This window comes from Desulfofundulus sp. JL263-se, assembly GCF_056316025.1.
In genome coordinates, this window is the sequence record NZ_CM149993.1 from 379,471 (window position 1) to 399,636 (window position 20,166).

Annotated in this window: 15 protein-coding genes; 6 read left to right on the forward strand and 9 right to left on the reverse strand. The window is 48.7% G+C overall.

Annotation, left to right across the window (positions count from 1 at the left end):
* The first annotated feature begins 70 nt into the window (after positions 1-70).
* The 3 genes from ACX4JR_RS01915 to ACX4JR_RS01925 are packed head-to-tail and all read left to right on the forward strand — an operon-like array spanning position 71 to position 2,596.
* Positions 71-853 (forward strand): DapH/DapD/GlmU-related protein, encoded by a 783-nt coding sequence (locus tag ACX4JR_RS01915; protein ID WP_476059372.1) that lies wholly within the window; start codon positions 71-73, stop codon positions 851-853.
* On the forward strand, positions 850-1,974 hold the full coding sequence (locus tag ACX4JR_RS01920; protein ID WP_476059373.1) for a DegT/DnrJ/EryC1/StrS family aminotransferase: 1,125 nt from the start codon (positions 850-852) through the stop codon (positions 1,972-1,974). The genes ACX4JR_RS01915 and ACX4JR_RS01920 overlap by 4 nt, the downstream gene beginning before the upstream one ends.
* Complete coding sequence (locus ACX4JR_RS01925) at positions 1,967-2,596, forward strand: PIG-L deacetylase family protein (RefSeq protein WP_476059374.1); 630 nt, start codon at positions 1,967-1,969, stop codon at positions 2,594-2,596. The genes ACX4JR_RS01920 and ACX4JR_RS01925 overlap by 8 nt, the downstream gene beginning before the upstream one ends.
* A 108-nt stretch (positions 2,597-2,704) precedes the next feature.
* Here the strand turns inward: ACX4JR_RS01925 and ACX4JR_RS01930 are convergent, their stop codons facing one another.
* The 9 genes from ACX4JR_RS01930 to ACX4JR_RS01970 all read right to left on the reverse strand — a co-directional run bounded on the left by ACX4JR_RS01930 (position 2,705) and on the right by ACX4JR_RS01970 (position 16,277).
* Positions 2,705-3,913, reverse strand: coding sequence for a glycosyltransferase family 4 protein (locus ACX4JR_RS01930; protein ID WP_476059375.1), 1,209 nt, complete (start codon positions 3,911-3,913; stop codon positions 2,705-2,707).
* 191 nt (positions 3,914-4,104) lie between these two features.
* Complete coding sequence (locus ACX4JR_RS01935) at positions 4,105-6,267, reverse strand: hypothetical protein (RefSeq protein ID WP_476059376.1); 2,163 nt, start codon at positions 6,265-6,267, stop codon at positions 4,105-4,107.
* A gap of 168 nt (positions 6,268-6,435) precedes the next feature.
* On the reverse strand, positions 6,436-7,479 hold the full coding sequence (locus tag ACX4JR_RS01940) for a lipid II:glycine glycyltransferase FemX (protein WP_476059377.1): 1,044 nt from the start codon (positions 7,477-7,479) through the stop codon (positions 6,436-6,438).
* A 1-nt stretch (position 7,480) separates the two neighbouring features.
* Complete coding sequence (locus ACX4JR_RS01945; protein ID WP_476059378.1) at positions 7,481-8,587, reverse strand: DegT/DnrJ/EryC1/StrS family aminotransferase; 1,107 nt, start codon at positions 8,585-8,587, stop codon at positions 7,481-7,483.
* 3 nt (positions 8,588-8,590) lie between these two features.
* Positions 8,591-9,124 (reverse strand): GNAT family N-acetyltransferase, encoded by a 534-nt coding sequence (locus ACX4JR_RS01950; protein ID WP_476059379.1) that lies wholly within the window; start codon positions 9,122-9,124, stop codon positions 8,591-8,593.
* 423 nt (positions 9,125-9,547) lie between these two features.
* A complete protein-coding gene (locus tag ACX4JR_RS01955) occupies positions 9,548-11,497 on the reverse strand; it encodes a sugar transferase (protein ID WP_476059380.1) in 1,950 nt (649 codons plus the stop codon).
* Positions 11,497-12,660, reverse strand: a complete 1,164-nt coding sequence (locus ACX4JR_RS01960; RefSeq protein WP_476059381.1) for a glycosyltransferase family 4 protein — start codon at positions 12,658-12,660, stop codon at positions 11,497-11,499. The genes ACX4JR_RS01955 and ACX4JR_RS01960 overlap by 1 nt, the downstream gene beginning before the upstream one ends.
* Before the next feature lie 25 nt (positions 12,661-12,685).
* Positions 12,686-13,879: an O-antigen ligase family protein gene (locus tag ACX4JR_RS01965; RefSeq protein ID WP_476059382.1), complete on the reverse strand. Its 1,194-nt coding sequence runs from the start codon at positions 13,877-13,879 to the stop codon at positions 12,686-12,688.
* A complete protein-coding gene (locus ACX4JR_RS01970) occupies positions 13,872-16,277 on the reverse strand; it encodes a glycosyltransferase family 4 protein (protein ID WP_476059383.1) in 2,406 nt (801 codons plus the stop codon). The genes ACX4JR_RS01965 and ACX4JR_RS01970 overlap by 8 nt, the downstream gene beginning before the upstream one ends.
* Positions 16,278-16,569: 292 nt before the next feature.
* Between ACX4JR_RS01970 and ACX4JR_RS01975 the strand changes: the two genes are divergently transcribed.
* From ACX4JR_RS01975 to ACX4JR_RS01985, 3 genes are all read left to right on the forward strand, one after another.
* Complete coding sequence (locus tag ACX4JR_RS01975) at positions 16,570-17,838, forward strand: O-antigen ligase family protein (RefSeq protein ID WP_476059384.1); 1,269 nt, start codon at positions 16,570-16,572, stop codon at positions 17,836-17,838.
* 123 nt (positions 17,839-17,961) lie between these two features.
* Positions 17,962-18,783 (forward strand): polysaccharide deacetylase family protein, encoded by an 822-nt coding sequence (locus tag ACX4JR_RS01980; RefSeq protein WP_476059385.1) that lies wholly within the window; start codon positions 17,962-17,964, stop codon positions 18,781-18,783.
* Between the two features lie 424 nt (positions 18,784-19,207).
* Positions 19,208-20,140, forward strand: coding sequence for an NAD-dependent epimerase/dehydratase family protein (locus ACX4JR_RS01985; protein ID WP_476059386.1), 933 nt, complete (start codon positions 19,208-19,210; stop codon positions 20,138-20,140).
* Positions 20,141-20,166: the final 26 nt, after the last annotated feature.

The window sequence follows — 20,166 nt, forward strand, 5'->3', positions numbered from 1 at the left end:
TTGACATAGTGTTACAAATGAGGCAGTTTACGTCACGCTGTAATAATAACCGGAATAAAATAAAAAGAGCTTGAAAAGCAGGGAGATGGAAATTTTGTCCATGTGTGCTTATATTCATCCCACAGTAAAAATGGCCCCGGATTGTAAAATCGGCCATTTTTGTGTTTTAGAAAGAAATGTGACCCTGGGAGCCGGTGTGGTTGTGGGAAACGGGGTAGTAATTAAGGAGGGTACCACCATAGAGGAAGGGGTTGTTATCGGTGATAACAGCGTGATAGGCAAGCAGCCGACCCCGGGGCCCAACAGTACCGTAAAATATGAAAGTGACTTTCCCCCGGTATTCATTGGCAGGGGAACGGTAATAGGGGTCCTTGCCGTGATCTATGCCGGAAGCCGTATAGGGGAAAATTGTCTGGTCGGCGACCTGGCATCGGTCCGGGAGAATTGCCGGGTGGGTCATTCCAACATCATTGGCAGGGGGGCTGCCCTGGAAAATAAAGTGAAAATCGGTTCCCGGGTCAAGATACAGAGCGGGGCGTATATAACTGCCGGTACGGTAATAGAAGACGATGTATTTATCGCCCCCATGGTTACCACTGCCAATGACAACTTTATGGGCAGAAGGAGGGGTAATTCGGATTTAAAGAAAGGCCCTCACATCAAACGGGGGGCCAGGGTTGGCGCGGGCGCCGTCCTTCTGCCGGGAATTGTTTTGGCCGGGGAAACCTTTGTGGCGGCCGGGAGTGTGGTAACAAAAAACACTAATCCCGCCCGGGTTGTCATGGGGGTGCCGGCGCGGGAAATTCGCAGGGTGCCCGGTGCGGAAATTTTAATTCCGGGGGATATTTTATGATTCCGTTAATGGATCTTGCCGGAGAGTATAACTTGATAAAGGATGAAATTAATAAGGCGATTGAGGAAGTTCTGGCCGGAGGGAATTATGTATTAGGTACCAGTGTGGCCTTATTTGAAGAAGAAATGGCGGCCTACTGTAACGTTTCCTGCGGAGTGGGTGTTGCCAGCGGCACCGATGCCCTGGTCCTTTCCCTGCTGGCCTGCGGCGTCGGCAGGGGAGACGAGGTGATAACTACGCCCTTTACCTTTTTCGCCACTGCTGAAGCCATAGCCCGGGTGGGGGCCACGCCGGTGTTTGTGGACATTGACCCCAAAACTTTCAACCTGGATGTAAAATTGCTTGAACAAAGGGTTACCGCCCGGACCGCTGCCGTTATTCCGGTTCACCTTTTCGGCCAGATGGCAGATATGGGGCCCGTGCTGGCAGTGGCCCGGAGATACGGGCTGGCCGTAATTGAAGATGCCTGCCAGGCCGTGGGGGCAAGGCAAAGGGGGAAGCCTGCCGGTTCCTTTGGGCATGCAGGCTGTTTCAGTTTTTTCCCCACCAAAAATCTGGGTGGCTATGGAGACGGGGGAATGGTGGTTACCAGTGACAGGCAGCTGGCGGATAAAATAAAAAAGCTCAGGGTGCACGGCAGCGAAAAAAAATATTACCATTCCCAAATTGGCTTTAACAGCCGCCTGGACGAACTGCAGGCCGCCGTTTTGCGTGTCAAACTGAGGCACCTGGAGGCCTGGAATAAGAAAAGGGCTGAAAATGCCGGAATTTATAACCGCAGATTTAAAACAGATAAAATTATTTGCCCCTATGTCCGGCCTTATAACAGCCATACATATCATCTCTATACCATCAGAACCGCTTATCGCTGGCAGGTATGTAAAGGGCTGGATACCAGGGGAATAAGTTACGGTATTTATTACCCGCTGCCCTTGCACCTGCAAGAGGCCCTTGCATATTTGGGCTACGGCGAGGGAGGCTTTCCCGAAGCGGAAAAGGCGTCCCGTGAGGTTTTATCGTTGCCGGTTCACCCGTGTCTTTCACCCGAACAGGTAGAACAGGTTGCTGATGCCGTTTTGGAGTCACTGGAGAAGGAAACGGGGGGCGGGGGCAGTGATTAACCGCGTACTTGTCCTGGCGCCCCATACAGATGACGGGGAGTTCGGGTGCGGCGGCACAATTGCAAAATTTATAGCTGAAAAAAAGGAAGTATTTTATGTAGCTTTTTCCACTGCCCAGAAATCCGTTCCCCGGGGGTTCAGGCCGGATATTTTAAAAGAGGAAGTAATGCAGGCCACTTCAGTCCTCGGAATTTCACCGGCCAACCTGCTAATATATGATTTTCCGGTGCGGGAATTCCCCGCCTGCAGGCAGGAAATCCTGGAAACCATGATTTACCTGAAAAGGAATTTAGGGCCGGATACGGTTTTTTTGCCTTCCTGCCATGATTTGCACCAGGATCACCGGACGGTGGCCATGGAGGGGATAAGGGCCTTTAAACATGCCAATATTCTGGGATACGAGGAGCCGTGGAACAATTTACAGTTTCGTCCCGGGTGTTTCGCAGCCCTGTCGGAGCGGGATTTGCGCAAAAAATTGGAAGCTGTTGCCTGTTACAAGTCACAGAGCCACCGTACCTACGCGGGCGAAGCTTTTATCCGGGGATGGGCCAAAATGAGGGGGACCCAGGCCAACACCCCCTACGCCGAGGGTTTTGAAGTAATTCGCTTCTTTATAAAGTAGCTCTCCATGCCGCCTGCGGCGGAACGGTGGAGGAAGAAAACACAATAGGGGCGGGTTTATACCCGCCCCCTCGATAGTAACCATTTCCTAATAAGTTTGCGGTTTTAACTATTTTTCAGAAAATCTTTGCTTTTTAACAAGCCTGTTTAATTCCCGGCGCATTTCCGAAATAATCTTTCGCCAGTTAAATTGGCTTTCTATTCTTTTCATTCCCTGCAATCCCAGCCGCCTGGCATAGTCTTCATTGGTAAGAAGGCGAATAATGGCAGATGCAATTTCTTCTACATCCACGGGATTCACTAATAGTCCCGTTTCTCCGTGAACAATGGCATCGACTGCCCCCCCTGATTTTCCCCCGATTACCGGCTTGCCGAAGGAATTAGCTTCTAAAAATACAATGCCGAAGCCTTCCACATTACCGTCGTCAAGTTCCCGGTTGGGCATGACAAATACATCAGCAACACTGTAATAGAAGCGCTTATCTTCCTCCGAAACGTAGCCGGTAAATAAGACGTTATCTCCAAGCTTCAAATCACCTGCCATTTTTTCCAAAACGGGACGGTACGGGCCGTCTCCGGCAATGATATAAAGAATGCCGGAAATTTTGTTTTTTACAATTTGCAAAGCTTCTATGGTTTTATCGATACCTTTTCTTTCCACGAGCCTTCCTACTGTAAGGAGAATCTTTTTATTGGTTAAATCAATATTGTGCATTGTTCTGGGAAGTATCTTTCCGGCTGGAGATTCTGCCGTGCAGTTGATTTGCATTCCCGGGTGGAGAATTTGTGTCTTGTCATAGGAAACGCCGAGCCCCGTTACCAGCCTTCGGGTGAAAGAGCTGACGCAAAAAACCCTGTCGGCCCATTTTAACGATACTGTTTGTCTTAAAGCAGCTTTCAGCCGCTTGAAACTTCTTTTCGGCTGGGTATTATTTACTTCCAGGCCGTGGGTAAAGATGCAATAGGGAATATTTAGTAATCTTGAAACCAGCCAGCATATATGGGACTCGCTTCCCACAGCATTGCAGATCAAAACGTCTGCGGGTTGCTTTTTGGCTGCGGCCATAATGTTTTTAAAACTATTGTAATAACGCAGAATTTTATTGAACTTTGCAGCGTCGTAATCGTATCGCGTAACATTGTAAGGACAGGTTGAATCAAATTCCCTGTCTTTATTTACCTTTTTGGATAATACGGTTATGTTATCGCCCGCCAGTTGCAAATGCCGGGCTATTTGGTGCGTATATTCAGCTATTCCGCCGGTCATGGGTTTAAAATCCAGTGCAACAATCAGGATGTTCAGGGGATTTTGTTTCACATTTCTTCCCTTCTTTGTTCAGCAGTCGCTCTTGTTTTGGGGGAAATTTCCCCAAATCTGTGGAAATACCTTGCTGTCATCTATATGAATTACGCCGGCGTAGTGTTACAGTACCAGGTGGTGATCCTGATGCCGTAAATAAAAAACCGGCAGGATGCTTTTTAAAAGCACCCTGCCGGCCTTACCGGCAGTTAAGCCCTTTTTACCGAAACGTTGTCGAAGGCGTGAACGCCGCTGCCTCCGTTAATCATCAGGAACAGTTTGGTGACTGCGGTGCCTGCCGGGACGGTAATGGTTTTTGCGGGAATGCTTTCCCAGCCGGTGCCCCGGTGTTTATACATAATCAGCACGTAATCCAGCAGTTTGCCGGAACTGTCGTAGAAGCCGACGGATATGCGGGCCGGGGTGGAGGCGCTGCCCTTTTTGGTATCGGCGGTAACGGTATACTTTTCACCCGGGGTGAGTTTGAGCTCCTGGAAAACATTCCAGTTGTAGCCGTTGGTGATATACTTGTTGCCGCCCGCCGATTCAATGGTGCCGCCGGGGCCCCAGCCCAGCTTGTCCCGGCTGAAGTCGCCGTTTAGCACCATTTCACCCGGCGCAGGTGAAGGGGTGTTGTTTGCCGGCGGGCTGCCGGAATCTCCGGGGTCCGCCCCGTTAGCGCTGCGCACCGAAACGTTGTCAAAGGCGTGAACGCCGCTGCCTCCGTTAATCATCAGGAACAGTTTGGTGACTGCGGTGCCTGCCGGGACGGTAATGGTTTTTGCGGGAATGCTTTCCCAGCCGGTGCCCCGGTGTTTATACATAATCAGCACGTAATCCAGCAGTTTGCCGGAACTGTCGTAGAAGCCGACGGATATGCGGGCCGGGGTGGAGGCGCTGCCCTTTTTGGTATCGGCGGTAACGGTATACTTTTCACCCGGGGTGAGTTTGAGCTCCTGGAAAACATTCCAGTTGTAGCCGTTGGTGATATACTTGTTGCCGCCCGCCGATTCAATGGTGCCGCCGGGGCCCCAGCCCAGCTTGTCCCGGCTGAAGTCGCCGTTTAGCACCATTTCACCCGGCGCGGGTGAAGGGGTATCGCTTGCCGTGTCGTTACCGGTGTCACCAGCCGGCGAATTGTCAGCCGGTGCGGTTTCATTCCCCTTGTCAGGGAATACAGGGTTACCAATTACTCCCTGCTTTTCAGCTGCGGCTTTGATATATAAGGCCAGCTCAAGGGTGGCTGAGCTGCCGTTGTGATTTATTTTTTGGGCTACATCCATAAGGGACGGGGCATACTTGTGATATTGCAGGTATAGGGATATTTTCTGGGTTTGGCTTCCGGCATCGCCTTTCCCGTTAACATATTTGGCTATGGAGCCGTCCGGCTTTATGAGATTTTTTTCGATGGTATTGCCGGTGCGCTGCATGTCCTGTTCGGTGAAAACTATACCTGCCTGGTAGGCTTCATACATGAAGGCGGCTTCAATGGCCCCGTGGCTGATGTCTTCCACGGACTTATAGCCCTTATATTCGGGGGTGTTTACGCTGACGTTGTCGCCGGCCGTCCAGCCCGTATAGGACTGCCCGAAGGTATAGTTCCACACATAGCTGTCGTTTGCTTCCCTGTAAATCAAATTATCTTTGATGGTTTTGGCCATCTTTTGCACTCTATTTAAATATTTGGTTTCTCCGGTAGTCAGGTAAATAGCTAATTGGGTTCTGGCTATTGCAGCAAACTGGTTAAAAGGAAGATTAGTCCCGTCGCACCATATAGGGGCGCCCTTGCGGAAGATATACCAGCCCTTGTCGCCGGATTCCACCCATTCATCGTCGTGCACGGCCACGGCATCCTTGGCGGCCTGCAGGTATTCAGCGGCCTTTGTCTCGTAGGATTCAAGGCGGCGGCTCTTAACAATCCTGGCGAACTCGGCCAGGGGGTAACTTATCATTCCCGTGTGAACGGCCGCAATATACGGCTTTTTGTCGAGGCTGTAGCGCAAGGACCTCCAGGCGGGCAGGCTGAGCCCGCGGTAATCTTTCACTCCCCTTACACTGTCCCTGGAGGCAAGGACGCCGTCGGCGTGGTCGATAAACTTGTCCAGGTAATAGGTATCCGAAGTGGCCTCAAACATGCGCAGGTAGGATTCAAGAACCCTGCTTTCATGCCAGGCCAGGGTGGCATTTTCGTTGTTGGCGTTTTTGTACCAGTTCCCGCCGCTGCCGGCTGCATCGTGCCTGTCAAAGACCTGGCGCAGTTCCTGCAGATCCGTCCCCTGTATGGTGGTAGCTGGTGCCGCTACGGGAAATAAAAGGCTAACTGTGAGCAAAACTACTAATAAAAGGCTTGTCCACTTCAGGTTTTTAAACACAGAATTCCTCCCTTTTACTGTGATGTAATTTTTTTTGTGCTTCTACAAATTTCGACAAAATTCCCATAATCCCTCTATAAGAAAAATAAAAAAAACAGGCAGCTATGCCTGTTTTTGGAATTTGCCGGCCTGCCGGCGCAAAGCACCTGGGGACAGCTTGCCCGCAACTTACAGCCGGTAAACAGGGAAATACAGTTCGCTTCTTTTATTTAACTCCCAGTCAATTAATAAAGACCGGTAGGCCTCCTGGTTTATTACTATTTTGGCAACTACAAAGTTTTTGACGCCGCTGGGGGAAAAAGAATGTTTAAATTTAAATATGCCGTCGCGGTAACTTTGGCCGCCGCCTAAAATGAATTTTTGAATTCCCTTTTGCTTTGCCCAAAGTATGATTTGGTGTTTTAGAAGGTTGTTGGGGCGCAGGGAGAAATAACTTTCATATGTTCCCAGGAGAAAAGAGTGAATATAGCAGGAGTTGAAGAGCAGGAGCTCGCTGGAGATGATTTCACTGCCTGCGATGGCGTGGGCGTAAACATAATGTCCCTTAAGGTGTTTGTGAATTCGGTCGAAGAAGTCCTGCTCGAAATAATAGTATTTACTGCTCTTATTTCTTTTCATGGTATGGTAGTAAATGTTCAAGAATTCATCGAAGTGTTCCGGCGTATCTTCAATAACGACTTTAACGTTACTGCGCAGAGCCTTTTTTATGCTCCAGCGGTTACTGCGCTTGTACCCCTTCCAGATTTCCCCTTCTTCCAGTTCCAGGTCTACGTAGACAATTTCCCCGGCACTGAACAAGTGATTTTTGGCAGGATAATAAATGTGGTTCTCCTCCAGGGGATGGAACCGGATGAATGCCGATACAACATTGTTTTCCCGGCAGTACCGGTGGAAGACTTCCCAAAAGTAACTTAAAAGTTCCTTGTCCCGGGTACTTGTCAGGGGGCCCCCCAGCCCGTAAGGTGAAATAATATCAAAAAGCTCGTCGGAAAGAGCGCTTTTGATATGCGGTAAATCATTTATCCTTCGCAGCAGGAAAGGAAATAGCGCTGTTTTTCCGTTTTTTTCAACCACCAGCAAGTGCGGGGCACCCTCTCCCCTTTGGGAGAACAGCCAGGAATACTGGGGCAAATAATGAATATCCCAGCGGGGCAGGGAACAAACAATTTCTTGCCAGCGGGAAGCATCTTTTAAAGTTAGCAGCTCAAACATTTTAGCCTCCTGGATAACGGGTTAGTATTCCGGCTGCTTTCAGCATATCTTCCCTGAAATATCTCTGGTCGCAAGGTATGGTCAGTATTTTGGAGGACAGCTTGAAGGAATCAGTAAAAACAGGTGGTATGCACCGGGGCAGCTCCCAGTGGACGGGAGGGTAGATGTTATGCGCGATCAAGTATTTTTTCAGGTGATCGCGGGAGCGGCTTACTATCACGGGAAAGCCCAGGGGACATACCCCTCCTGGCAAGGAATCATATAGCGGGGAAAAATGGGGTGAATTTCTGGTATGTTCAAGGAGGGTATTAAAATTGGCCCTTCGCTTTATGATTATTCTTTCCCAGTTTATTTTGTGCAGCAGGTTCAAAGAGAGGCTGCTCATTAACCTGGGGCGGGCTTGTGAGTCGTAATATTTTTCTGCCTCCAGGAACATTTGCAGAAACCGTTTTTTTATTTGTAAATGTTTTCTTATATACAAATCCTTTAAAATCATGGCGGCTAGGCGCAGCGCGGAAAAGCTGTCGTACCCGCCGGGCAGGTTTTCCGGCGGGGGTAATTTCTTGCGGGAAATTAAAAGGCCCCCGTCGGGAATGGGAATGAACTTGCGGAAACTTGAAACGCTGAAGCTTCCCCAATAACCGGGGAACTTATTTTTATACCTTGTCAATTGGGATTGGGTGATGTCTTCAATTACGCACATCTCCCGGGCGATAAGCTCCTGCAGGTAATTTATAACTTCCAAAGGCTGGAGAAAACCGAAATAATGGATGAAAAAAACGCCGCGAATGTTACCTTTAATTCTGGCGTGCAAATCGTCCAGGTCTATATCCAGGTTTTCTTTAACCCGGTAAAATTTAAAGTTCAAGCCTAATTCCTTGAAAGGGGGCAGTATGGTTTCGCAGAGATAAGAGGGCAGGAGAAAAGTTCCTCCGGGACGATAACGGGTGATTAACTGCAGGCAGTAGCGGATGGCGCTCCGCCCGCCGTTGAAAAAGATGTAATGTCCGGGCTTTAAATCATAGTAATTTTTGAAATCTACCTGGTCAGGGCTGTAAAAAATTTGCGGTGACAGGTGAAATTCACCGCCTATCTCCCACTTTGTCATTATCTACCCAATTTTAAAATAATCTTCTTCCAGCACCGCCACCATTACAACGTCGTGATATTTACCGCTGCGGAAAACCTTCTTCCTGGCAATGCCTTCCTGCTGCCAGCCCAGGTTACTGGTAAATTTCTTTGATGCTTCATTGTAGGCCAGAATTTCGCCGCTGAGGCGGTGCATTTGGAGTTCTTTGAAGGCGTAGTCCATTAAAGTCTTCATGGCGTCTGTGCCGTAGCCCTTTCCCCGGTAATTCTTTTCACCCAGCAATATGCCCACGGAGGCTTCCCTGTCTTTCCAATTAATGTTCCAGAGGCCTATTATGCCGATAAAATTACCCTTTTCGTCGTCAATGGCAAACCTTTTGGTCTGGGGATCTTTCACGCTTTTTTTATACCATTCAATTTGTTCGTAACGGGAAATGGGGAATGACCAGCCTAAAAGGAAATTGGCGGTTTCCGGGTCGTTGTGCCACTTTGCCAGGCGGGGCATATCCCGCATTTCCAGGGCCCGCAGTGTTACTTTTTTACCATAGATGTTCATTTCTCTACCGGCTCCTTTGTTTTAAAAAATAATAGTTAGACAGGATTAACAGGATAGAACGGGATGATAAAAATATTTTTAAAAAATAATTAGACGGGATTAACAGGATGAAACAGGATATAGAAAATATTAAGCTGCAGAAAACCTGAATGGCTAATTAAAATATCTTAATCCTGTAAATCCTGTCTATTAATTTATATTTTTTAGACAGGATTAACAGGATAAACAGGATATAAAAATATTAAATTAGATAAAAAATCTTGATAGCTAACGGAATATTAAAACATTTTAATTGTCTATTAATTTGTATTTTTTAGACGGGATTAACGGGATGAGACAGGGTATAGAAAATATTAAGCTGCAGAAAACCTGGATGGCTAATTAAAATATTTTAATCCTATAAATCCTGTAAATCCTGTCTAATTAATTTTTATGTTTCTGCTCATCCTGTACGTCCGGGCGGGCGAATTCGTCTTCCAGGGGGTTGATGGTGCTTTCTCTCCTGCTTAAAAGGACGATTATGGTTTTCCAGGCTATATACAGGTCTAATTTGAGGGAGAAATTTTCTACATACCATATGTCCATTTCAATCCTTTCCCGCCAGCTTAAGCTGTTTCTTCCGTTGACCTGGGCCCATCCGGTCATGCCGGGCTTCATATCAAGCCTTTTTCTCTGCCGCCGGTTGTAGCGCTTAACCTGGTAGAGCAAGGTGGGCCGGGGCCCGATAAGACTCATCTCCCCCTTTAAAACATTAATTAACTGGGGAAGTTCATCCAGGCTTTTAGACCTGAGAAATCTTCCTACCCTGGTAATGCGGGGGTCCGATTCATCGGCCACCATATACTCGTCAAACCTGTCAGCATCTCTGGTCATGGTTCTGAATTTATATATCTTGAACGGTCTTCCGTACCGGCCGGCCCGGGTTTGCACGAAAACGGGGGGCCACCCGGTTTCCAGCACTACGGCGGCGGCAATAAGGATTAAAAAGGGCCAGAGCAGAATCAGTAACAAAAGGCTTACGATAATATCTATACTTCTTTTAATGAATAACCCCGGGCTAATGAAGTTAACCGGGCTCAAAATTTGTCCTCCGGAAAGTAATTTTTGCCGAAGGGACTGCAGGTCTTTCTTTTTAATAATTAACAGGTCTTTAGCTTGCAAGTTAAAAGTCTTGATATAATAGTCCACCATAATCAGTGCTGCCGCCGAATAGGATATTGATGAAGCCAGGGCCGCCCCTTTGATGCCGTAGTGGGGGATCAGCAGCAAGTTCAGGCTTAAATTACAAATAAAAGCTATAAAGGCTATTACCGTAACCACTGCTTGCCTGCCCCTGGCGGTAAGGTCCGGGGAAAGGACCTTGTGCAGGCTGAAGGATACTATTCCCGGCAGCAAATAAATCAAAGGCTCGCGGGACGGCAGGTATGCTTCGGAAAACATAATTTTAATGAGGGCTTCCCCGGTTAAGCATACAAATACCGCTCCCGTAAGTATAAGTAAAAGATTGTGCCGACAGGCAGAGGCTATCAGGTATTTGGAATCCCCTTTTGCTGAAGATGAAATGGGAAATATAACCACTCCGATGGAATTGGGCAGGTACCACAGGAATTCGGCCAGGGTAACGGCCACCGCGTAATATCCTATGTCGGCGGGGGGACAAAAATAACTGACCAAAAGTATATCCAGCCGGTAATTCAAAAATTGTATTACCGCGGTAAGGTTTATAACCCAGCCGAATTTAACCAGGTTGAGGATGAGCTGCATATCAATGGGAGTACCTTTTTTAAACAGTGTTTTAATGCCCCACCCGGTAATCAAGGCGCCGGCAGCACTGCCGGTTATATAGGCCCACACCCTCCCCGGCAGCCCCGAATTCAGGCCAAGTAAAAATAAAATAACGAATATAAAATTGGCCGCGGAAGTTAACGAGTAATACAGATTATACCTGGGTATAAGATTTTGAGCCTGCAGTAATGATATGAGATACGCCGCTGTTAATTGAAAGGGAATGGCGAAAACTATCAATCTAAGTAGATTTACATCAATACCGGCGGGCAGGAGGTGAATTAAACAGCCGGAAGAGCATGTTAGCAGCAAAGCCAGAAACAAGCCCAGGCCTGCACCCAAAGCCAGTACGTTCGAGGCCAGCTCTTCCAGCTTATATTTACCTTTGCCGTAAAAATAAACCGTGGAAGAATTTATGCCCAGGTTGGCCAGGTTGGCGGCCAGCCCGGGGATTAGCTGCAGCAGGTTATATTTCCCCAGGTCTGCGGGCCCCAGGACGCGGGCGGTAATTATGCCGCTCAAAAGGCGAAGAATAATCCTCAATACCCTGCCGAACAGGGTGAGGGCTATATTTCTGGCCAGAACCATCAGGGGCTCGCCACGCTTTTAGATATTTTTGCGTAAAGCTGCAGCAGCTTTTGGGATTCATTTTGCCAGTTGAAAGTATTTTTGGCCGCCTTTATGGCGTTTAGCGACATTTTTTCGTATCCTTCCCGGTCGGACATTATATCTTCAATAGCAGAGGCAATGGCGCTGGGGTCGCGGGAGTTGCAGGCCCTGCCGCAGCCTGCGTTTTCCACCAATTCCCCGTACGGCTCGCTGGTGATCAAAGGTATTCCGGCGGCCATACATTCAAACAGCTTGTTGGGCAGAGTTAATTTATGGCTCAGCACTTCGGGATTTACCAGGCAGGTTCCCAGGTCCGCCGAGGCAACGTAATCCAGGACTTGCTCCACGGGCACGGAGCCCAAAAAGAATACCCTTGCCCGGAGCCCTAATTTAACGGCCATTTTTTCCAGAGTTCTCCGGTGGCCGGAGTCAGTGCCTAAAATTGCCACCTTGTACCGCGGGGGAAGATGCCTGCAGGCTGCTATTAATTGTTCCAGGCCCCTGTTGGGGGCAATAATGCCTTGGTACAGGATAATAGTGTCTTCCCGGGCCAGCCCCAGTTTTTCCCTGATTAGATTCCGGCGGGGTATTTTTTTATAAGCCGGGCAATTCATTATTACCCGGGGCTCCTCAATGTTGTACCGCCTCGCTAATTCTTTGGCGATTCCGGGGCTTGCTGTAATAATCCCGTCGCACTTTTTTATAATGTATTCTTCTATCTTTTCCCACGCCCGTTTTTCCCATGCGGGGCGCCGCTGCATGGCGTTTCGTTCCAGGGCCAGTTCGTGGGAATCATATATGAGTTTCGCCCCCGTTTTTTTGGCCGCCCGGTAGGCAGGGGGCAGGGCATTCAGATCGTGGGCATGAATAATGCGGGGCTTTAATGCCGCGGCGCGGCGATAGGCCTTAATGATAAATTCCACATATTTAACCAGTTGAAATATGGATTTTTTAGGTAAGCCCCTTAAGCCCACCTTAATGCGCTCCACCCGGTAGCCGTTTATGGTTTCCTCACGGGGAGTGTTTTCGTCCTTTAAAGCCAAAACAGTAACGGAATATCCCCCCTGGGCCAGGGCTGAGGCTGCCCTGTCAACCCGGGCGTCATTGGTGAAGTTATTGATGACAATCATCACCACGTTCATGGTGTTCTCCTTCGCTGCTGATTTTTCACGGGCTTTTACCCGCTGCCAGCAGGCCCCCGGTTAGAATAAAAAACGGTCCGGCCACTTTGGGAATGATAAAGAATTCCCCTGTTAAATTGGCCGCCAGCAGTACAACCAGCGCTCCCTGCAGGCCCAGGGCCAGGTTTTTAAATTCTGGCTGCTCCCGGCTTATTTTTCTAAGTGACCTGAAAAGTATAATGAACATAAGACCGGCCAGCAGCAGCCCGGCTGCCCCGTAGAGGGTGCCTATATATACATAAAAATTATCTATAAGCACGCTTTCAAGGTATGGGTAAGGATTCGGGCCCAATCCCAGCACCGGTGATTCGATGGCTTTGTTAAATGCACTTTCCCAGTTCTCAAACCTTGTGTACAGGTTGCCCGGATCTAAAAGCATGTGTACCCAGCCTTCCGGCAGTATAACTGTTAGACAGGCGAAGGTAATGAAAGTGATAAGTATCCCCGTTATAATTTTAGGGATTATTTCACTGCGTTTTCCAATGACAGAAACAAATAGATAGGCCAGGGCCAGGACGATAAGGGCGGTGCGGGAGCGGGTAAGGAAAATTGCAGTCAAGAGCACCAGGACCCAGGGAATATATAATATTTTCTTGTTCATTCCCCGGAAGCTGCTGCCGATTCCGGTGACTAACATGGCGGAAAGGTAAACTCCCAGGTGATTGGGGCTCCCGTGAAAAGACAGTATCCTGCCCGGATATAGATGGCCTGACGGGAGGTATCCCAGGGTATACAGTTGGCCATAACCTGGAATAAAAAATTGCATTATTCCGAACAGGGCAGCGATAAAGGCTGTTATGTAGCCGGCAGTCAGGATTCGCTCCAGGCCGGCCCGCCTGTATACCAGTACCGCCGGGAGAAAGGTTAAGACGGCAAAGTAAAGATACCTGGTGGCGTTAAATAAATCGCCCGGTGAGTGCCGGTCCCAAAATACATTGGCGTTAATCCAGCTGAGCAAGGCTACCGGTATGAACCCCAGCCAGCACAGGATGATATTTTTGTGTTCCCCTGTAAGGCGCCGTTTTTCCCTGCTGAACGGCAGCATCAGCAAAGTAATAAGAATCAACAGGGGGCCGTCCAGGTACATGGAAGGCCAATTTTCGCCCAATATTTTGGAGTGGGGGGCAAATACTACTGCCGGTATGGCCAGGCAGGCCAGTGTTGTTCTTAACTTATCCACGCCCCATCAACTCCTGATAAAGGTCAATTAATTTTTTTTCTTCACTTTGCCAGTTATATCGCTCTTTAAAGGCGCTGAAGCCCCGTTCACCCATGGACTTGCCTGTTTCCGGGTTTAACAGCAGGTATTCGATGGCTTCTGCGATTTCCCTTACATCCAGGGGGTCCGCTGCTATACCGCAGCCGTGCTCCCACACCAGCTGCTTCCAGGCAGGGAAATTGGACACCACCATGGGTATCCCCGCGGACATATAGTCGTAAATCTTGGTGGGCATGGAAATTACGTAGTTTTTTTCCGGGTGCAGTAGCGCCAGGCCGAGGGCAGCTTTTTTATAGTATTTAAAAACGACAGGAAGCGGGAGCCTTCCTGTTAAGGTAACTTTTCCCGTGAGCCCGTTTTTCCGCACCTCTCTTTGGATTATTTCCTTAAATTTCTCAGTAACGGGGCCTACCAAATAATAATGAAAATCACAGCCGCGCCCGGCCAGTATTCCCAGGGCTTCGATGGTGGTAAAAGTCCCCCGGGCTTTTCCCATTGCCCCGGCGTAAATAATGACGGGTGCTCCTGAATCAACGTCAATTGGGTTCTCCGGCCGGGTTTTTAATTTTTCCGGGCCCAGGGCATAATTAACAACGAAGATCTTGTGGCATTTTATGTCTTTAAATCTGCGGCCGTAGGAAAACTCGGCAAAAATTAAGGCATCCACGTGCCCGGCAAGGATTATTTCAGCGCGGTCAATTACTTTGGCCAAAAGAGGCCTCAACCTTTGGGGGATCCACTCTTTGTAGGAAATTGATGCGGGAAGGTCTTCGTGAATATCGTAAATAACTTTTTTCCCGGTTAGGAATTTTACAAGGACCATAAAGGGTAAAAGTTCCGGGTCGTGAAAGTGGATTACCCGGGCCGGAGAGCGCAGGGCTGTAAATAACAATCTGAAACAATTCAATAAGCGAAGGGTCCTGAGGCGGTATTGGGGCAGTGGTTTTATCTCGATATCCTCAGAGAAAAAGGGCCTGTCGAAATCAACGGCGTGTAATTCCACGGAATACCTGGAGGCTATAGATAAAGCTTCCTTATAAAATATTCTGCAGTCATCCAAATGGTGTACCGAGCTCACTATCAATACTTCAGGCTTTTTACTTGCTTTCCGCTGCGTCCGCCCCGTAACGGAAAGCAATACCCTTTCCAATTGGGCCGCCTGTTTTTCCCGGTTGCAGTGTTCATAAACGTAAGCCCGGCCGTTGTTTTCCCACCGGGAAAATAAGTGCCGGTGCTCGTACATGTATTTTATTCCTTCGGCCGTGGCGCGAGGATCTTCAGGCTTTACAGATATCCCTGCCCTGCTTTCCTCCACCACCCTTTGCATTTCCCCTTCCACGGAACACAATATGGGCCGCCCCGAGGCAAGGTAATCAAAAAGCTTATTAGGTCGGGCCCTTTGAAATACATAATTGTTTTGGGTGGTCAGGATTAAAATGTCCGCCATGTTGAGGTAGTTGGGCACTTCGCTTTTTGCCACGGGATCAAGAAAGCGAACGTTGTTTAACCCGAGGTTGACAGATTTTTGTATCAGGCGTTGTTTTTCCTGGCCGTCACCCAAAAACACGACATTAATATCCGGATTTTCCTTAAGAAAAGAGGCGGCCTCCACTACCGTGTCCAGGGCATAACAATAGGCGTGGGAGCCGGCGTACAGGGCCACAAATTTATTTTCAAGCCCTAATTTTTGGCGCATTTCCTCCCTGGGAACGGTTACTTTGAAATCCCTGGGGTTAACACCGTTGGGAATTAAAACGATCTTTTCGGCAGAAAACCCCCGCTCCCGTAAAGTAGCCTGGATCCCTTCGGCCACAACTATGATTTTCTGGCTCTTATGGTACAGGAAAACTTCCAGGCGCGACAATATCCCAATTATCAGTTTGTTTATGTCGGCCTCCACGGCTACAAGGCTTTCAGGCCATAAATCCCGGACTTCCAGGACGAATTTGGAGCCCTTCACCCTGGCCAGTACCCAGCCGGACAGGCAGGCAAACAGGTGGGGGGAGGAGGCCACTATTACGTCCGGGCGCCCGGGAGTGACCAGCCCTCTGAACAGTACCAGAAGTGTAAAAATCAACATATTTAAGGCCCTGAATATATCGTTTCTTTTGTAGGGAGGGGCCCAGATCCATTTCAAATAAAGGTTTTCCGGCAAAGAATTCCTTATTTGCCCGCGCTTTTCTTTACTGACAAATATGTATTTCTGGTGAAGAAAGCTGCACAGCCAGAGGGTTACCCTGTGGTTTTGGGAAACCAAATACCTGGCAAATTCGTAGTGCCTGGTTCCCCCTGAAAAGTGCGGGGTTATGGCATAGTGATTTATTATCCATATGTTCAGTTGGCTGCCGTTGGTTTTCAATGGGGATCCCTCAAATTTTGGGAGAATTTTCCTACGAAAACATTATCTTTTAATAAATAGAACTTAGCTTGAGAAATTTCCCCCAAATCAAGCCGTTTGCCATAATTTATTCAAATGGGCCTTATTTTGTTACCTGGCAGGGGTTAGTTAGGGGCCGGTGCTGCCTGCTGCGCTCAGGTGCTTTTTTTTGTCAATTTTGCCGCGTGCTGAATAGTTTATTAGAAAATTTGGGGGAATTTTCCCACTTTGCCAAGCTGCGCTTGGCATGGGGACTCAAATCGGGGGGGATAGTATGTCTGAGCGAGAGTTTTTGCCCAGGTTGTTAGTAATCAGTCTTTTTTCCTGCATCTTGCTTCCGTCTGTGCAGTTTGTCTCCGGAATGCCGTCGGTGAGGTTGGAAGAGGCGCTGATTTTCGGTTTTTTTGGCCTTTATGCTCTTGTTAGAGGGAGGGAAATTAAAAAATTCTTTTCACCTTTGACGTTTTTAGATTATTGTTTTGCCCTGCTGGCTCTATCCGTTGCTTTGTCGACCCTTTACGGGCGGCTGTTTTTAAACCAGCCCGTCATACTGAGAGATTTTTTTGAATTCATCAAGATTCTCAAATACTACTTGTTTTACCGCTTAACGTTATTTTGCGGGTCGGAGAGATATTTTGGGCTGGCGGACCTGGGCAGGTTTTTAATGTCATTCTCGACTGTTGCCGCGGTTATTTCCATAATGCAGTTTTTTAACTTGCTGTACATTAACAGCTGGCTGACGCCCCTTTATGTTGGAAATTACGATATTGATAAAGTATTTTTGCACAGGGCCGTGGGCGCTTTCGGTAATCCAAACATTTCCGGTTATTTTTTTGCTATGATTCTTGTTCTTGTTCTTGCCCAGGCTTTTATTTACGGCAGGGAGTATGTTAAAAAACCGTCCTTTTTAGCCCAGGTGTTTGTAATTGCAGCGGCTTTTTTGCTGGCTCAATCTCGGACTTCTCTGGTGGCTTTAGTTGTGGGCGTATTGGTGGTAGTGATAATGCAGGAACTCGGGAAGGAATCGGTGGATTACAGGAGATTGCTGGTTCATTTGGGATACGTGGCGGGGGGAGTGCTTTGTATTTTGGCAATTATTTTCATACTCCCCTTTGACTACCTTCAGGACATTAAAAATACCGTATATGCCCACAGCATGGTGGCCAGGTACGACGTATGGTCGGAAGCCTTGCATACCGCTCTGAAATCGCCCCTTTTGGGCTGGGGCCCCGCCAAGGCCAACATGCTCATGGGGATAGATAATGAATACCTGCTGCATTTCCGCAGGTACGGCCTGGTGGGACTTTCCTTGTTGTTGTGGCTGTATTTTGGCTTGCTGCGGGTTGCTTTTACTTTGTCTCAAAGGTACTGCTGTGCCGAAAATAAACTTATATCCCTTTTTTTAGCGGGTACCGTTTTTATTGTCCTGGTGGTGGGCCTGACCAACAGTGCATTCAACAACCTCAGGTATATGCCCGTTTTTTGGATAATAGCGGGCTCAGCAGTTGCAATATGGAAATTTAGGGGAAATTTTCCAGGTTAAGTCCTGCTTGTTAAAGACAATGTTTCCGTAGAAAAATTCCCCCAAAACTGCACACAAGTTTTTTCCCCGGAATATTATGAATGAGAATTTCGATAACTAATTGAACGGAGGGGATAAGGTTTTATGCGGGTTAAAAGGTTATTTATTATCGGTGTGGCATTGCTGTTTGTCCTCAGTATAGTTGCTGCCTGCGACTCCAGCCTCGAGCAGGCCAGGGAGCCGGCCAAGGCGGGCTCTGAGAAAGTAGATAAGGCGCCGGCCGGCGGAGATGCTGTTAAAACTCTACCTGCTGACGGCTATGTAACCATCACTTACGGGGACGGAAACCTTTCGGTCTATAAAAGGGCTTTCCCGCTCCATTCCCGGTATGGATTTCCGGGTGTAAATTATGTAATTACCTCGAAAGCCGGCACTGAAGGAAAAATGACGGTATCCCAGCTGAAGGAAATGGAGGCCGCGGGCTGGGAAACCGGCTCTCACAGCGTGAGTCACAGGGATTTTACCACCCTGGATAAGGAACAAATTAAGGAAGAAGTAACTGCGTCGGCCCGGTGGCTTGAAGAGCAGGGGCTGATGCATGACAGCTTCTCTTACCCCTTCGGTGTTGCCCGCTTTGATAAATTTGTCAAGGATACCTACAGTTCAGCGGTACTGGCTTCGGGCCACAGCGACATCAATTTTGCCCCGGTTAACCCCTATGAATTAAAGAGGGTGCTGATTAGCAAGAATACGGTGGATGAAGTTATCGGCCTCCTTGACAGGGTGAAGGCAGAACACGGGTGGCTCATTGTATATACGCACAGTGTCTATGCAGATGCCGGTGAACCTGACGACTACAGCATAAACGTGTCCGGCCTAGAGAGATTTTTCAAAGAAATTCAAAGCCGTAATCTGAAAGTGATTACTGTCAGCGAAGGGGTAAAGCTGATGACAGCTATACCGTAATGTTATTTCTTGTTATATTAGCACAAGAGGACCGCAGAGAAACCTGCGGTCCTACCTATTTGGCCGGTGCTCCCTGGCAAGCGAATTGCGTAGCGCCGGTTTTGGGGGGATTTTTCCTCAAAAAGGTTCTCTATAAATAAGTAAATCTTGGCTTGAAAAATTTCCCCAAAATAACGGGGCTTAGCGAAGCTGAGGCAACCGGCCCGGCGCGACGAATCGCGCACAATAACAGTAGCCTAATGAGATATCAGTTGGACATCGGGGCTATAATTAGCATTAAAAATACCGGGCTGTCATGCGCAATATGCAGGAGCGCCAGGGCCGGTCCGAAGCAAGCTTTAGCCCCGTCGGCGCGGAGCACCTGAGCGCAGCGGGGAGCACCGGCCAATAAGGCTAGCTTTGTATTTAATGGGGGAAACGTCTCATGAACTTAAAAGGTAAGAAAGTACTTGTCACCGGGGGGGCCGGGTTTTTGGGCTCCCATATTTGCCGGCGGCTGGTGGAGTGCGGGGCGGAAGTAGTACTATTGGATTGTGCCGTGGAAAGCAATATTTCTCGAATCCGGGATTTTTATAAAGAAGTCAGGGTTCTGGAAGGGGACATACTGGACAGCGGCCTGGTGGAAAGGGCGGCATCCGGTGCCGGTGCCGTGGTGCATACCGCATTTCCCGCCGCTGCCTGCGGCAGGTCTCCGGAAAGGCAGTTTGTTGCCGCGGGGACCGCGGGGACGTTTAACGCCTTGAGAGCTGCCTGGCGGCAGGGGGCCGTCTTTATTTATGCTTCTTCCATTTCGGTTTACGGGTATCAGCGGTATTTGCCCATAGATGAAGAGCACCCGGTGGCTCCCTTTTTATTATACGGGGCAACGAAGCTGGCCGGGGAGCATTACTGCCGGGTAATGGGGCAGGAGTTCGGGGCTAAAACGGTAATATTGCGCCTTTCTGATTTATACGGCCCGGGAAACGGCAGGGCCGGCGCCCCCAATATTTTCGTAGAAAATGCCCTCAAGGGCGACCCTTTGGTTGTCCGGGGCGGCGGGACGCAGGTGCGCACTTATACCTTCATATCCGATGCCGTGCAGGCCTTTCTTCTGGCTATTGACAATAGTGACGCGTGGGGGCAGGTATTTAATATTGCAGGGGGCGAATGTATATCCATCAGGGAACTAGCGGAGAGGGTAGTACGCATGTTCCCCGGCAGCGGGGGAATAGTTGACTGGCCCGCTGAGCCCGACCGGCGTTGTTATTTTATAAGTTCGGAAAAGGCAAAAAAAATCCTGGGGTATGAGCCCCGGGTTTCCATGGACGAAGGCTTGCGCATTACTGCCCATTGGCTGAAAGAAAATATGAAGAAATAAAAGAAATTCCGGGGGTAAAGGGCAGG

Bases quoted from the DNA above. Each gene is read 5' to 3' on its own strand.
- ACX4JR_RS01920 (WP_476059373.1), top strand. From the start codon at position 850: ATGATTCCGTTAATGGATCTTGCCGGAGAGTATAACTTGATAAAGGAT.
- ACX4JR_RS01940 (WP_476059377.1), bottom strand. From the start codon at position 7,479: ATGTTTGAGCTGCTAACTTTAAAAGATGCTTCCCGCTGGCAAGAAATT.
- ACX4JR_RS01945 (WP_476059378.1), bottom strand. From the start codon at position 8,587: ATGACAAAGTGGGAGATAGGCGGTGAATTTCACCTGTCACCGCAAATT.
- ACX4JR_RS01950 (WP_476059379.1), bottom strand. From the start codon at position 9,124: ATGAACATCTATGGTAAAAAAGTAACACTGCGGGCCCTGGAAATGCGG.
- ACX4JR_RS01955 (WP_476059380.1), bottom strand. From the start codon at position 11,497: ATGGTTCTGGCCAGAAATATAGCCCTCACCCTGTTCGGCAGGGTATTG.
- ACX4JR_RS01960 (WP_476059381.1), bottom strand. From the start codon at position 12,660: ATGAACGTGGTGATGATTGTCATCAATAACTTCACCAATGACGCCCGG.
- ACX4JR_RS01975 (WP_476059384.1), top strand. From the start codon at position 16,570: ATGTCTGAGCGAGAGTTTTTGCCCAGGTTGTTAGTAATCAGTCTTTTT.
- ACX4JR_RS01980 (WP_476059385.1), top strand. From the start codon at position 17,962: ATGCGGGTTAAAAGGTTATTTATTATCGGTGTGGCATTGCTGTTTGTC.
- ACX4JR_RS01985 (WP_476059386.1), top strand. From the start codon at position 19,208: ATGAACTTAAAAGGTAAGAAAGTACTTGTCACCGGGGGGGCCGGGTTT.